This is a genomic window from Colwellia sp. TT2012, assembly GCF_001440345.1.
Taxonomy (GTDB): domain Bacteria; phylum Pseudomonadota; class Gammaproteobacteria; order Enterobacterales; family Alteromonadaceae; genus Colwellia.
Map to the genome: position 1 here is coordinate 728,812 of NZ_LJYX01000006.1, position 14,212 is coordinate 743,023.

Genomic DNA, 14,212 nt, shown 5'->3' on the forward strand with positions numbered 1-14,212 from the left:
CGAGAAAAAACTTAATCTGCCACCCATAATAACTTGTACATATTTACATCAATAAACTAGGCTTAATTTACCTTCATTAAGTCTGGTGATTATTATGCCTAAGCCTCGCTCGCAACAGATCAGTTTGTTAGATACCCCGTATTATCATATTTGCAGTCGTACGGTGAGAAAAGCGTTTTTGTGCGGTGTTGATAAAGAGTCAGGCATTAGTTATGAGCACAGACGTATCTGGATTGAAAAACGTATTTTTCAATTAGCTCAAGTCTTTGCTATTGATATTTGTGCACATGCCGTGATGCATAACCACTTACATATAGTGTTGCATGTTGATAGTGAACGCGCGAAAATCTGGTCAACGGCTGAAGTACTTGAACGTTGGCATCAATTATTTAAAGGCACATTACTCACCCAAAATATCAAAATAAACAGTCCCTTGATAAATTCCAACTTGCCATGGTTGAGACTACTGCGAATGTTTACCAACAACGTTTGATGGATATCAGTTGGTTTATGCGCTCGTTAAATGAGCCTATCGCCCGACAAGCCAATCGAGAAGATAAATGCACCGGCCACTTTTGGGAAGGGCGTTTTAAATCCCAAGCCTTGCTTGATGAGGGTGCTATATTGTCGTGTATGGCGTATGTTGATTTAAACCCCGTGCGTGCAGGTATTGCTGCCACGCCCGAGAAGTCTGATTTTACTAGTATTCAACTACGTATAAAATCAGCGATAAAAGGTGAGCAACCCAAAGCGTTACTACCATTCACAGGTAATGAACACCAACAAAAAAATAAAGGTATTCGATTTAGCCTACAAGACTACTTAACCCTAGTGGACGAGACTGGACGTATTATTCGTGCTGATAAAAGCGGCGCGATTAGCCAGAAATCTGAGCGTATTTTAGCAAGGTTACACATTAATGAAGAAAGCTGGTTAAAGCTGACCACAGAATTTGAATGTATGTTCACTGGCGCGGTAGGTACAGCCGAGCACTTGAGTGAATTTACCGAACATGTTGGCTTGCAGAGAACCCATGGTATCGTTAATGCTCAAGCCTGTTTGAATAGCGCGTAACCACCAACACAATCACGAATAAACCTACCTTTTTTTTTCTCTTTAAATGGCTGCTTTAACTCGCCTAAATTTTATATTTTGACTGTTTTAGTGTGTTAAGCCTACGGTTGATAACTATTCCTTAATAATTATCCGCTTTTAGCTGTGACAAATTTCATAGCTAGTCTGTTTTTTTTATCTGTGTTTCTCGTTATTTATTATGGCTGGCAGAGTGAAATCATTCCAGCAACATAAGTTTTCAGCTGTGCTACCTGCAGAAAAAAAAGAAAGCAGCGAAACAAACGGCAGCAGTAAAAGAAACCAGCTCAGTGCCATTTTGGTCTATGCCACATAATGCCGCAGAAAACTGGCCTGATCCCGCGCAAGATAATGAGACAGAACAAGTCAATCATATTTCAGCTGCGTTAATTAAAAAAACAAGGCGATCATCCCCAATTCTGGTCTGGCGATCATTCGTTTTTAGAGACTATGGAGCAGTTTTATCAGCAAACACAAAAGAAAAATCAAAAAACTTATTTTGATTTATAAAATGTAAATCGGTAACCTTGCAGCGCTGAAAATACTTTTGAATTAAGGATAAACAATGAAAAGACTTATCTTACCTGTGCTGCTGACTTCGACGTTGATATTCGTTGCTATTCTTGCCATCGGCGGCAAGACCGGAGACTCAGGGCAATCCCATCATATGAAACATGGTCAAATTGATGTCTCATCCTATGCAAAAATACCTGGATTATCTATACAGGTATTACCGGACGCGATGTCTGGTTGGAATCTTCATGTAGCGACCGAAAATTTCCGCTTTACACCTGAAAATATTAATAAAGAACCGGTTGAAGGTGAGGGTCATGCGCATTTATATATAGACGGACAAAAAATATCTCGTCTTTATGGTGCCTGGTTTCACGTTGCTTACCTTTCTCCGGGTTCCCATACCTTTAGAGTCACTTTAAATGCCAATAATCATTCTGAGCTGGCATTGAATGGCACAACGATTGCGGGCAGCAAGAAAATGACGCGGTAAACCTTAGTTGCATTATTACAATGAACTGTAAATCTGTATAAGTAATTGTAAGTAAATGTAAGTTATTGTAAGGTGATTAACGTCAACTATAAAAGATATTTCGTTGTAAGTTGTTAAATTTTAAACTAAAGGATAAAAATTATGAAAGGAAATATAAATCACTTAATGTACGATATGCCTGCTCGCTACAGGAGGGGGTATGCTTAAGAAGATAGTCATTATTTTCCTGGTAGGCCTGTGTCTTTGGAATTTAACGAAACTACCTTATATTATTCTGTTTGATATTAACGATATGACCGACGCATACGCCAGGCATGGATTAGAAGGCAGTATCAACCTGGGCCACTGGATTGACGGCTATCATGGCGGTAAGTTAAAAAGCCCGTCAATTAATTTCCTGGCGGTGCATGCTGTTATAGGCATTACAGTATTAATTATGATGGCAATGTCACTGGTCAAAACTGAATTACGCAGAAAATACGGTCTGACGTTTTTTCTCTTTGCGATCCTTCTGGGTCTGCATACGCTCCCCGCTGCACTTTTAATGGATAGTACTTTCAAGCGTTACCTGTTTTCGGGTACCTGTATCACAGTCATAGGTGCAGCCATTTTTGGTTTATTTGTCTTGAGGAACTATGAACGTTATCAACCCTCTTCTGAAAAGTATCTGCTAATCGCTTATTCACTGATCACTCTTGGCGCTTATGGCGCTGGATTTGCCGAATTTTTCCAGATCGGTAAAAATATCGTTAACTATGTGAAAACAAATGTATGGCCGGAATATGGCGACTTGCCTGATAAACTCTATGGACATACCTGGTTTGATACTATCCCTGAAATTGTCGGTTTAGCTGTATTTGTCCTGTGGATCCTGATTATTTGGATTATTATTCCAGTGAAACTGTACCGGACTTCCAAGCCTGATACGTTAAAAGAGTAGACAAGTACATATCTATATAGTCATTTAATAGCGTCAATTATTAAAAGGAGCAAGACTGATGCAGGAGCAAAAAAAATTGGGTTTGAGTTTATCCGGTGGAGGCTTCAGAGCCTCATTTTACCATATTGGTGTATTAGCGCGTATGGCCGAACTCGGTCAGTTAAAAAAGGTTGAAGTCATTTCTACCGTTTCCGGTGGCAGCGTTGTCGGGGCTGCTTATTACATATTGCTAAAAACGATGCTGGAAACCCATGACGATAAAGATCTCACAGATCAACATTATATTGATCTGGTTGCCGATCTCGAACATGCTTTTCGTTTATCTGTACAGAAAAACATACGGTGGAGAACATTCGCGAACCCATGGGCTAATATCAAAATGGGTAGCGACAAGTTTTCCCGCTCAGATCAAATCGGGATTTTGTATGACAAATTCATTTATAACAGGTTAATCAATAGGGATAAAAACCAGCATGACGGCGGGCTATTTTCCAGCATCAAAAACTTTTTTTCATTCTGGTTAGTTAATCCTATAACGAATATTACCCAGTTAAAAATTTATCCGAAAAATAGTCCTGATTTCCATCCTCACAAAGATAACAGCAGTCGAAATGCCAAAGTACCTATTTTAGTTCTCAATGCGACATGCTTAAATAGCGGGCATAACTGGGCATTTACGGCCAGTAATATGGGTGAGATTCCACCACTAGACCCTGATGTCAATAAGACTGATCGATACCTGAAAGTAAAATACACAGATATACAAAAACCCAGAGAAAAAGGCTTTCCTCTGGGTAAAGCCGTTGCCTCGTCGGCGGGTGTCCCCGGTGCATTTCCTCCTTTATCTATATCCAACTTGTATCCGGAGGGTCGCACCATTCAGTTAATTGATGGCGGTGTATTTGATAACATGGGTATCGCAGGTTTACAAAACGATCCTGAGATTAAAATCACGCATTTTATTGTCAGTGATGCCTCAGGTCAGGGGGAGTCCAGCGACAATCCCGCAAACGGCACTTTTAGCGTGGTACTCGGCACAACTAATTTACTGATGGCCCGGGTCAGAGAAAAAATGATCTATGGCTTAAAGCAGCAGCATGAAGGCCGGGTTGCCTATTTCCACCTTAACAGGGGCATGGGCAGTCAGGCACATGCTCCGATAGGGGCGCCCGAGCCTGTGAAGGATCCAGATACAACACATGAGTTTGATGTCGAACCAGAAATGCAACACGCGCTTTCTAAAATTCGTACTGATTTAGATTCATTTAGCGATAAAGAGATATATGCGCTGGAGCTGGACGGGTATTTGATGAGTAATAAGGAGTTGACCGCTTTAGGAGTAGATTTAGGCAGTACGGCCTCTGGTCTGAACCATGACTGGGCTTTTCAATCTGTATCCCTTTCAAAAACGAGTGACGATTACCAGGACTTACTGACCCATGTCAGTGTCGGCCAGCACAAGATGTGGAAACTCTTTAATTTTGGTTTTTTAAAGAGTGTTCAGGCATTTATCGTGCATTTGCCAACGCTGGCTGTGTTTTTAGGACTGATCACCTTGTTATATACCTATGTTAAGGTCTATTTAGAGATAGATATAGATGAATTTTTAGATAACAGATCTTTGATTTATCTTACCCTGGCCCTACTTGGGTTTAAGGCCGTAGAGTTGCTGGCCGAAAAAATGATTAAAGGGTCAGCAAAAACCCTCAGACTGGTGAAGTTTCTGACACGTATCCCCCTGGGGATCATCCGATACTTAATAGTACCTATTCTCATTTCACTGCCGATACTTGTCTACCTGGCAACAGCTAACAAGTTTTTTGTATATCAAGGTCGGGTTAAAAAGCTTGATTAAGATCAACTGGCTGATCCATTGATGGCAACTGCTGGCGGATCATCTAAGGATAATAATTGAGGTGCAGCACTGCGCCTCATTCGAAAATATAGTGTTATTAACAACAAGGAAATTAAGATATGAGTAATACTCAAGAAAATCATGAATCAGATCTCAGGCTGGTGGTCGAGAAACTCCGACTTATGGGCTACGCCGGTTTTTGGCTTGTGGTCATCACAGGAATTATACTCACCAGGCTCTTCTCTGGCATAAATCTGGATGATTCACTGCTCACCCAGGTTTTTGGCTATAACAATATCTGCGTATACTTTGACTTCGCTCCTTCTACCTATGTATTGCCGCTTGTCTGGGCCGTTACCCTGGTGTTACTGCTCTTATATATCGTGGTGCATTGGATGCGCATGCGAGAGGAAATGCAGGAAGGGACACTCACTCCGGCGCTGTATAAAACATTGACCAGCCTGAAGGTGTTCGAGGCCTTAACCTTTATCAGCTTCACGACTATCTTTGCGGTCAACCCCGGTGATCCTAATGATGGCACTTATACCCTAGTGATCCATACTATGCCGTTCTTCCTGTTGCAGTTGGGCATGGTATCACTTGCTATGTCGAACACCCTGCACGGCATTCGATCTGGCTACTGGCAACGGCTTGGGCTGCCGTCATGGTTTACTAAGGGCGCGATCGTATATTGCATCATTTTCGCTATGGTGGTAGCGTTTAAAATTCCTGTGGCAACAAATGCGATGGTGCTCGCGTTTATGAGTCCGCAAGAGCTTAACGGGCTTGGCAATAGCATTTGGTGGGAGCAGACTCCTTTACTTAAGAGCATCGCTATGTTCGCCGATAAGATGTTCCTGGTGTGCGCAGCTATTATACCTATGCTGAAGGCCACTTATCTGATCCGTTGCCACTCAGACAAGATTGATGTTGTGGTTCTTAGAACCCGGCTTGTCACGGCTTAGTGCCAGTTGCTGGTCTGGTTATCTTGAGTGAACTTAATCTGCGGAACTTTGAACTTGGAACTTAATCTGCGGAACTTAATCTGCCACCCATAATAACTTGTACATATTTCCATCAATAAACTAGGCTTAATTTACCTTCATTAAGTCTGGTGATTATTATGCCTAAGCCTCGCTCGCAACAGATCAGTTTGTTAGATACCCCGTATTATCATATTTGCAGTCGCACGGTGAGAAAAGCGTTTTTGTGCGGTGTTGATAAAGAGTCAGGCATTAGTTATGAGCACAGACGTATCTGGATTGAAAAACGGATTTTTCAATTAGCTCAAGTCTTTGCTATTGATATTTGTGCGCATGCCGTGATGCATAACCACTTACATATAGTTTTACATGTGGATAGTGAACGCGCGAAATTATGGTCAACGGCTGAAGTACTTGAACGTTGGCATCAATTATTTAAAGGCACATTACTCACCCAAAAATATCAAAATAAACAGTCGCTTGATAAATTTCAACTTGCCATGGTTGAGACTACTGCGAATGTTTACCAACAACGTTTGATGGATATCAGTTGGTTTATGCGCTCGTTAAATGAGCCTATCGCCCGACAAGCTAATCGAGAAGATAAATGCACCGGCCACTTTTGGGAAGGGCGCTTTAAATCCCAAGCATTGCTTGATGAGGGCGCAATATTGTCGTGTATGGCTTATGTTGATTTAAACCCCGTGCGTGCAGGTATTGCTGCAACGCCCGAGAAGTCTGATTTTACTAGTATTCAACTACGTATAAAATCAGCGATAAAAGGTGAGCAACCCAAAGCGTTACTACCATTCACAGGTAATGAACACCAACAAAAAAATAAAGGTATTCGATTTAGCCTACAAGACTACTTAACCCTAGTGGACGAGACTGGACGTATTATTCGTGCTGATAAAAGCGGCGCGATTAGCCAGAAATCTGAGCGTATTTTAGCAAGGTTACACATTAATGAAGAAAGCTGGTTAAAGCTGACCACAGAATTTGAATGTATGTTCACTGGCGCGGTAGGTACAGCCGAGCACTTGAGTGAATTTACCGAACATGTTGGCTTGCAGAGAACCCATGGTATCGTTAATGCTCAAGCCTGTTTGAATAGCGCGTAACCACCAACACAATCACGAATAAACCTACCTTTTTTTTTCTCTTTAAATGGCTGCTTTAACTCGCCTAAATTTTATATTTTGACTGTTTTAGTGTGTTAAGCCTACGGTTGATAACTATTCCTTAATAATTATCCGCTTTTAGCTGTGACAGATTTCAACCTAGTCTGTTTTTTTTATCTGTATTTAGAGTTATTTATTATGGCTGGCAGAGTTATTTATTATTTTATGTATATTTCAAATATTAAATATGGCTATAAAACATAAGTCCTGAGGTGCGACTTGTGTTTTTTGTATTTATAATTAATAAATACAATGTGTTACGTTATTTTTTGATGAGTATTTCATGTTGGTAAATTGCTCACAACCATAATAAAACGCGTAATTCTACCCGTTATTTACATTCATTTACACTCAAAAAAAATAACTATAATTCAAATAGTATATCTTGTGTCATAAAACTGTAACAATTGAAGGTAGAAGATATACAATAGCCAATCCATATTAGGTTAATGCAGATGTTGCTGTTGTTTTTTTGCTTTTTCCACAATTAAAACTATATTAAATAAAAAAAATTTCAGCAGGACTTATCGTTCAATGGAAGGACGCTGCTTAACAATTTACGCGCACAGCTTTGAAAATACCGGAACTAAAAAATAAAATTATGAAATTAAAAACTAAACTATTAACCACTTTTTTTGCTATTGCACTAACGCCTATGCTTCTGGTGGGTTTTATATCAAGTTATATCGCAAGTAGTGCTATTGAAAATCAAGTTTTTTCACAATTAGTTGCCGTTAGAGAAATAAAAAAATCACAAATTGAAGCTTACTTCGATGAACGAAAAGGTGATATTGAAGTACTCAGTGAAACTATTCAAAAGGTATTAAACTTTAGCTCTGCAGAGGCAATGAATATCTCCGCACATGATAACCATCAATATTTTGAAACATTTATTAATACCTATGGGTATTATGATTTTTTCATAATTGATGACGCAGGTGACATTTTTTATACGGTAACGAAAGAAGCTGATTACCAAACTAATTTAATTTCTGGTCAATATCAGAATTCTGGTTTAGGAAAATTATTTAGACAAGTGCAAGGCAATCATGCTTTTGGTATGTCTGACTTTAGTCGTTACGCCCCTAGCAACGATGACCCTGCAGGGTTTATAGCATTACCTTTTATAACCGACACAGGTGCATCTGTTGTGATTGCATTACAATTATCTATTGAAAAAATAAATGAGGTAATGCAACAACGGGCAGGAATGGGCGACACCGGCGAAAGTTACCTTATTGGTAGTGATTTATTGATGCGTTCAGACTCTTTTCTTGATCCTAAATGGCATTCAGTAACAGCCTCTTTTGCAGGTACTGTGGAACAAAATGGCGTAAATACTGAAGGCGCTAAATTAGCAATTCAAGGTAAAACAGGGCAAAAAATAATTATTGATTATAATGGTAATCCCGTATTATCTGCATTCACGGCCATTGATATTAATGGTATACGCTGGGGATTGTTATCAGAAATCGATGTTGCAGAAGCTTTTGAGCCAATAGAGACACTTCACAGGAATATATTTATAATCCTATTAATTTTTGTTGTAGTGATAGTTACGGTAGCACTTTCCATAACCAAGTCGATTATAACCCCATTAGGTGGTGAGCCAGATGAAATGAAAAGTATTTCTGAGACCATTGCTAAAGGTGATTTAACCGTGATATTTGACACTGAGCGAGAAGTTCAAGGTGTTTACGGTGCTATGAAAGACATGGTAGCTCAGCTTCATAGGGTGGTAAGTGAAATCATTGATAACAGCAATAATTTAGCAAGATCAGCTGAGGAGACTAGTGCATTAAGTTTACAATGTTCAGTGAGTTTAGATAAGCAACAATCAAGTATTGAACAAGTTTCTACAGCGGTGGAAGAAATGTCAACGAGTATTCAGGAGGTTGCAAGCAATGCAGTTAATGCGGCAACTTCAGCGCAGTCAATACAGCATTCATCCAATGAAGCAAACAATAGGCTAACACAAACCATTAATGACTTAGGTCAATTAGATAATGAAATTAGTGGTGCTAGCGAAGTGATTCAAACCTTAGAAACTGATTCAAATGAAATTGGCTCTGTTTTAGAGGTGATACGTGGTATTGCAGACCAAACGAATTTACTTGCACTTAATGCCGCAATTGAAGCTGCAAGGGCAGGTGAGCAAGGACGAGGTTTTGCTGTTGTTGCTGATGAAGTAAGATCATTGGCATCAAAAACACAAGAGTCGACTAAAAATATAGAAGAAATGATTGGAAAGCTGCAAAGAGCATCAAACGATGCTGTAAAAGCAATGACTTCTAGTCGAAGTATGTGTGAGAGCACCTTAGAAAATGCTCATGTTACCGCGAAAATGATACAGACAATGAATGGAGACATAGACAATATTAGTCAAATGACTGAGTTAATTGCAACTGCAGTTGAAGAGCAGTCTTGTGTATCTAATGAGATATCTCAAAACATTACTGCAATCAATGATGTTGCCTATGAAAACTCTGCAGCGGCTACACAGGTGTCAACGGCAGGGCAAGATATTAGTGTAATAGCATCTAAATTAAATCAGCTAACACAACAATTTACAGTGGCTTAGTTTTAGTTGTTTATTATTAAAGTGATAATAAACAACTAAAATGACAAAATACATGCAACGGTAATCGTAGCTTTAATTTTACTGTTTTTTTATTCTACCCATGCAAAGAATGGATTAACAGACAATGTTGGTGTTACTAATAATGACTTATGGAGATACTTAGAACAAAGTAGCGGTAATATTTCAGTGTCAGGGGGATTGATTATGTTTCTGATACTGGGTTTTATCTTGGTAGTTGGGTATCTAATGCTAGTTGGTCTGAGGGGATAAAATATGAACTCAACGTTTATGGTGGTTAGTCGTAGGCCTTTAGTAGTGACCACCTATGGTGAAGCGTTGCAGATAATCATAGAGTGAAGTGGCATAGTTAATTTGGCCACCTACTTTAGAGGTGTTATTACAAATATAACAGACACCCACTCAAATGGAAATAATGAGTGACTCGACTATGCTTTAATAATCATCGAATAATACTTATTGATAGTTATTATGGTTACAGCAAGAAAACAACAAATAAGCTTAGTTGATACACCTTATTATCATTGTGTTTCTCGTTGTGTTTCTCGTTGTGTTCGCCGGGCATATCTTTGTGGTGAAGATAAACTCACCGGGCAAAATTATGAGCATAGATGAGCAGCAAGCTAAGTCATGGACAATGCATGAAGTGATTAGCCGTTGGCATCAGTTATTTAAAGGAACCTGCTAACACAACAATATTAAGGGGTGAGCCACTTATTGACACCTTACAACAGGTCGTCGAAGAAACTGCCAGGGTTTATCGTCAGCGATTGATGGATATCAGTTGGTTTATGCGTATTTTAAATGAAACTATCGCTAAACAAGCCAATTTTGAAGATAAATGTACTGGACGATTTTGGGAGGGACGTTTTAAATCTCAAGCCTTGCTTGATGACGCTGCGTTAATAGCCTGTATGGCTTATGTCGATTTGAACCCAATTAGAGCTAAAATAGCTAAAACCCCATAAACATCGAACTACACCAGCATTCAACGACGAATAAATGCAGCGGTTAAAGGGAAACAAGCCCAACAATTACTGCCCTTTATCGGCAATCCAAGTAAGAACACACCCACAGGTTTACCGTTTGAATTAAGCGACTATATACAATTGGTTGATTTAACCGGCCGTTGTATTCGAGCCGATAAACGCGGTTATATTGAAAAATCCCAACCTGAAATATTAACCCTCTTAGGCATTAGCACCCAAAACTGGCTAGTATTAACCACTCAGTTTAGACAATGTTTCCATGGTGCGGTAGGTAGAGCGCAAGCACTTACGGATTTTTGCGAACATCAACACTTAAAAAACGAGCAACGGTGTCAATTTACCAAAAGTTACTTGCTTAATAATTAATACGCCCTCTAAATAAATTACTCACTTAAGGCTAATTGTGCCTTAAATTGGGTGAAACCTCTGTTTTATAAATTAATTTGAATACCCTCTTCGTCAGAAACAGCCATCTTGAATACGTCTTAAATATATTAAAGCATTCTGTTAGAATAAGAGGCTATTGATTAAAGAATACCGAGGCAGCATGTCAGAATTTCAAGCATTTTCACTTTTAGAGTCAATTATTGACCGCATTAGTCTTAAAGGCTATAAACAACCCACACCGATCCAAAAAGAATGTATCCCAGCGCTTATTAATGGCAATGATCTTCTTGGTATAGCGCAAACGGGAACAGGAAAAACGGCGGCATTTTCATTGCCTATTATCAATAATTTTGCACGAAATAAAATAGATATCAAAGCGAAGAGCACACGTTCGCTCATACTAACGCCCACGAGAGAGCTTGCCTCGCAAATAATGCAAAACATTGATGACTACGCTGATGGTTTAGGGCTTAAAACTAAGGTTGTTTATGGTGGTGTAGGAAGACAAACTCAAGTTGACTCTATCGCACTTGGGCTTGATGTTTTAGTGGCCACCCCTGGAAGGTTATTGGATTTAATTGAAACGGGCGATATAAATTTTAAGTCATTAGAAGTATTTGTGTTAGATGAAGCCGATACAATGCTTGATATGGGGTTCTTTAATGATGTGCAAAACATCATATCTAAACTGCCAAAGAACCGACAAACACTATTGTTTTCAGCTACTATGCCTGCTGAAATAGAGATACTTGCAGAAGCAATATTAACGGATCCAACAAAAGTTCAAATTACGGCTGAAACGGTTACTATCGACTTGGTTAATCAAAGTGTATACCATCTTGAAAAATCGAATAAAGTACCTTTGCTCTTTAATATCCTGAAAAACCCTGACTATGAAAAAGTGCTCATCTTTTGTAAAACAAAGTATGGCGCTGACATCATTGTTAAAGCACTAGAAAAAGCATCAATAACTGCCGCTAGCCTGCACAGTGGTAAAACACAAGCTGTTAGGGAAGAAGCGTTACAAAACTTTAAAGATTCTCATTTAAGAGTATTAGTTGCAACTGATGTTGCTGCTCGTGGCATTGATGTTGATAATATTACTTTAGTCATTAACTATAACCTTCCTGAAGATCCAAGAAACTACATACACCGTATAGGACGAACTGCTCGTGCCGGAAAAAGTGGCATGGCCATTTCATTTGTTGTAGAAAATGATATAAGGCAATTAACTACTATTGAAAATAGCATAGGGCAAGTCATTGCTGTTGTTACAGAACAGCCTTTCCATAAAGAGTTTTCTAAAGCGCCTATACCAGACAAGAAAAAGAAACAGGTTAAAAAAACAAATAGAACAAGAACAAAGAGAAAATAAGGACAGGCATAAATTAGCCAACTAAAGGTTTTCGTCTAGACTACAAATATCACCTCATCTCACGATGCGTTAGAGGTGCCTTTCTTTGTGGTAAAGGTAGGCACACTGGGCCAAACTTATGAGCATCGGTGTGATTGGGTATTAGGCGACAATTAGCTTGACCGGGAGCACTTAAAAATACGACTGGTCAAACTAATTTTCGTCTAATAATACCCTCTTCGACACCATAAAAATCAAAGTAAAAAAACATAGCAAAACATAGCAGACACCCACTCAAATGGAATAATAAGTGGTATCTACTATGCCTGAATAATCATCAATAAATTTCCATTGAAAATTGTTATGGCCACGGCAAGAAAACAACAAATAAGCTTAGTTGATACGCCTTATTATCACTGTATTTATTGTTGTGTTCGGCAGGAGTTTCTTTGTGGTGAAGATAAGCTAACAGGAAAAAATTATCAGCATAGGCAAGGGGGGGTCGCCGAAAAATTACATACATTAAGTGGCGTTTTGCTTAGTAGTACCTTTATTTTAGGCAAAACCTTTTTTGTGCGTTGATGTTAATTCTCATTTTGTCACCACAATCAAAGTGTAATTCTACGCGAAACTTATCGGTAAGCCTGCTTTTGATTATTTGGAGTGGGTGTCTGTTATATTTTTGTAAGCCTGCTTTTGATTATTTGGAGTGGGTGTCTGTTATATTTTTTTATATTTTTATATTTGGTTATATTTGTTATATTTATCGAGGGCTGCCGTTGTTCATGGACGATAAATTGGCAGGAATCGTGGTTTACGCTAGTTAGTAATTGAATGTTCTGCTGAGTGGGCGGCAAGGGGATTCCAAAGGGGCTTTTGGCGTGTAACGCCCCTTTGGGTGTGGTCGCCACCGCGACGCCAAGCTATTGAGTTTATTGCAAGCAATCTTAATAAATGGGGACATGGTTATCCAATTAAAACAATAGCGCGCTAGAGAAGATGAATTGCTTACTTTAAAGTCATGACTTTAAAGTAACTTAGCTATAAAATCAGCTTTCCAATTAGTAATAACAAAGTGAAAAATAACTTTTCAAAAAGCCATGCTTAATTTAATAAATCATAAAATATCCTACTTATTAGTCGAGAGTAAAAAGATGTTAATACGCAATTTGTTCGTCAGTTTTGCTTGTACCTTGATGTTTGCTTGCACCAATTCAAACAACTCTGCTAGCGTGTATAGTCCCGAAGAAATTAATGCACACTGGTTAACCATGAACCTTAAACGAGAGGGGGTGGTAGCCACTGACTCGGGGTTGCAGTACAAAGTTTTAGAGCAAAGTGCTGGTTGTAAACCTGATCCTGATTTTAAAGTTACTGTGCACTATAAAATGTTGTTAGCTAAATCGAAACGAATCATCGACAGTAGTTATCAACGCGGTAACCCCGATAAGTTTCAGCTATCTAAAATGATTAAAGGATGGCGTGAAGGCGTACCTATGATGAAGGTTGGTGAAACCTGGGAGCTTTATATACCGCCCCATTTAGCGTATGGCAGCAGAGGTTCACCAGGATCAGTTGCGCCCAATAGCGTGCTTATCTCGCAAATCACGCTTGTTGATGCACATTGTCAGGACTAGTCACTAAATCATAGAAGATATTAATAAACGGGGTCAGAGGAAATTATATGATTTGTCGCGGAAAAATATGAAATATAACCGAAATATAACAGACGAAATATAACAGACACCCACTCAAGGGGAATTAACCCGAATTTGATAAAAATAACGACCATAAAAAGCCGCATCATAAAATATGATGCGGCTTTA

Annotated in this window: 10 protein-coding genes and 2 pseudogenes; all 12 read left to right on the forward strand. The window is 39.0% G+C overall.

Going from position 1 to position 14,212, the window contains the following annotated elements; genetic code table 11:
* Positions 1 to 94 precede the first annotated feature (94 nt).
* A pseudogene (locus ASU03_RS04905) lies at positions 95 to 1,074 on the forward strand (transposase).
* A gap of 308 nt (positions 1,075 to 1,382) precedes the next feature.
* Positions 1,383 to 1,595, forward strand: a complete 213-nt coding sequence (locus tag ASU03_RS04910; protein ID WP_157465812.1) for a hypothetical protein — start codon at positions 1,383 to 1,385, stop codon at positions 1,593 to 1,595.
* A gap of 62 nt (positions 1,596 to 1,657) precedes the next feature.
* Positions 1,658 to 2,098 carry a hypothetical protein gene (locus ASU03_RS04915; RefSeq protein WP_057830741.1) on the forward strand — a complete coding sequence of 147 codons (441 nt, stop codon included), beginning with the start codon at positions 1,658 to 1,660 and terminating at the stop codon, positions 2,096 to 2,098.
* 199 nt (positions 2,099 to 2,297) lie between these two features.
* Positions 2,298 to 3,038 carry a hypothetical protein gene (locus tag ASU03_RS04920; RefSeq protein WP_057830742.1) on the forward strand — a complete coding sequence of 247 codons (741 nt, stop codon included), beginning with the start codon at positions 2,298 to 2,300 and terminating at the stop codon, positions 3,036 to 3,038.
* Positions 3,039 to 3,096: 58 nt separating this feature from the next.
* A complete protein-coding gene (locus ASU03_RS04925) occupies positions 3,097 to 4,893 on the forward strand; it encodes a patatin-like phospholipase family protein (RefSeq protein WP_057830743.1) in 1,797 nt (598 codons plus the stop codon).
* A gap of 119 nt (positions 4,894 to 5,012) precedes the next feature.
* Entirely contained in the window at positions 5,013 to 5,858 is an 846-nt protein-coding gene (locus tag ASU03_RS04930; RefSeq protein WP_057830744.1) for a hypothetical protein, read from the forward strand.
* 158 nt (positions 5,859 to 6,016) lie between these two features.
* A complete protein-coding gene (locus ASU03_RS04935; RefSeq protein WP_057830745.1) occupies positions 6,017 to 6,997 on the forward strand; it encodes a hypothetical protein in 981 nt (326 codons plus the stop codon).
* Positions 6,998 to 7,658: 661 nt separating this feature from the next.
* Positions 7,659 to 9,638 (forward strand): methyl-accepting chemotaxis protein, encoded by a 1,980-nt coding sequence (locus ASU03_RS04940; RefSeq protein ID WP_057831002.1) that lies wholly within the window; start codon positions 7,659 to 7,661, stop codon positions 9,636 to 9,638.
* Positions 9,639 to 10,127: 489 nt separating this feature from the next.
* A pseudogene (locus tag ASU03_RS04945) lies at positions 10,128 to 11,004 on the forward strand (transposase).
* Between the two features lie 188 nt (positions 11,005 to 11,192).
* Entirely contained in the window at positions 11,193 to 12,407 is a 1,215-nt protein-coding gene (locus tag ASU03_RS04950) for a DEAD/DEAH box helicase (RefSeq protein WP_057830746.1), read from the forward strand.
* Positions 12,408 to 12,749: 342 nt separating this feature from the next.
* Entirely contained in the window at positions 12,750 to 12,968 is a 219-nt protein-coding gene (locus tag ASU03_RS04955) for a hypothetical protein (protein ID WP_082627170.1), read from the forward strand.
* A gap of 572 nt (positions 12,969 to 13,540) precedes the next feature.
* Complete coding sequence (locus ASU03_RS04960) at positions 13,541 to 14,023, forward strand: FKBP-type peptidyl-prolyl cis-trans isomerase (RefSeq protein WP_057830748.1); 483 nt, start codon at positions 13,541 to 13,543, stop codon at positions 14,021 to 14,023.
* Positions 14,024 to 14,212: the final 189 nt, after the last annotated feature.

Bases quoted from the DNA above. Each gene is read 5' to 3' on its own strand.
- ASU03_RS04915 (WP_057830741.1), top strand. From the start codon at position 1,658: ATGAAAAGACTTATCTTACCTGTGCTGCTGACTTCGACGTTGATATTC.
- ASU03_RS04920 (WP_057830742.1), top strand. From the start codon at position 2,298: ATGCTTAAGAAGATAGTCATTATTTTCCTGGTAGGCCTGTGTCTTTGG.
- ASU03_RS04925 (WP_057830743.1), top strand. From the start codon at position 3,097: ATGCAGGAGCAAAAAAAATTGGGTTTGAGTTTATCCGGTGGAGGCTTC.
- ASU03_RS04930 (WP_057830744.1), top strand. From the start codon at position 5,013: ATGAGTAATACTCAAGAAAATCATGAATCAGATCTCAGGCTGGTGGTC.
- ASU03_RS04935 (WP_057830745.1), top strand. From the start codon at position 6,017: ATGCCTAAGCCTCGCTCGCAACAGATCAGTTTGTTAGATACCCCGTAT.
- ASU03_RS04940 (WP_057831002.1), top strand. From the start codon at position 7,659: ATGAAATTAAAAACTAAACTATTAACCACTTTTTTTGCTATTGCACTA.
- ASU03_RS04950 (WP_057830746.1), top strand. From the start codon at position 11,193: ATGTCAGAATTTCAAGCATTTTCACTTTTAGAGTCAATTATTGACCGC.
- ASU03_RS04955 (WP_082627170.1), top strand. From the start codon at position 12,750: ATGGCCACGGCAAGAAAACAACAAATAAGCTTAGTTGATACGCCTTAT.
- ASU03_RS04960 (WP_057830748.1), top strand. From the start codon at position 13,541: ATGTTAATACGCAATTTGTTCGTCAGTTTTGCTTGTACCTTGATGTTT.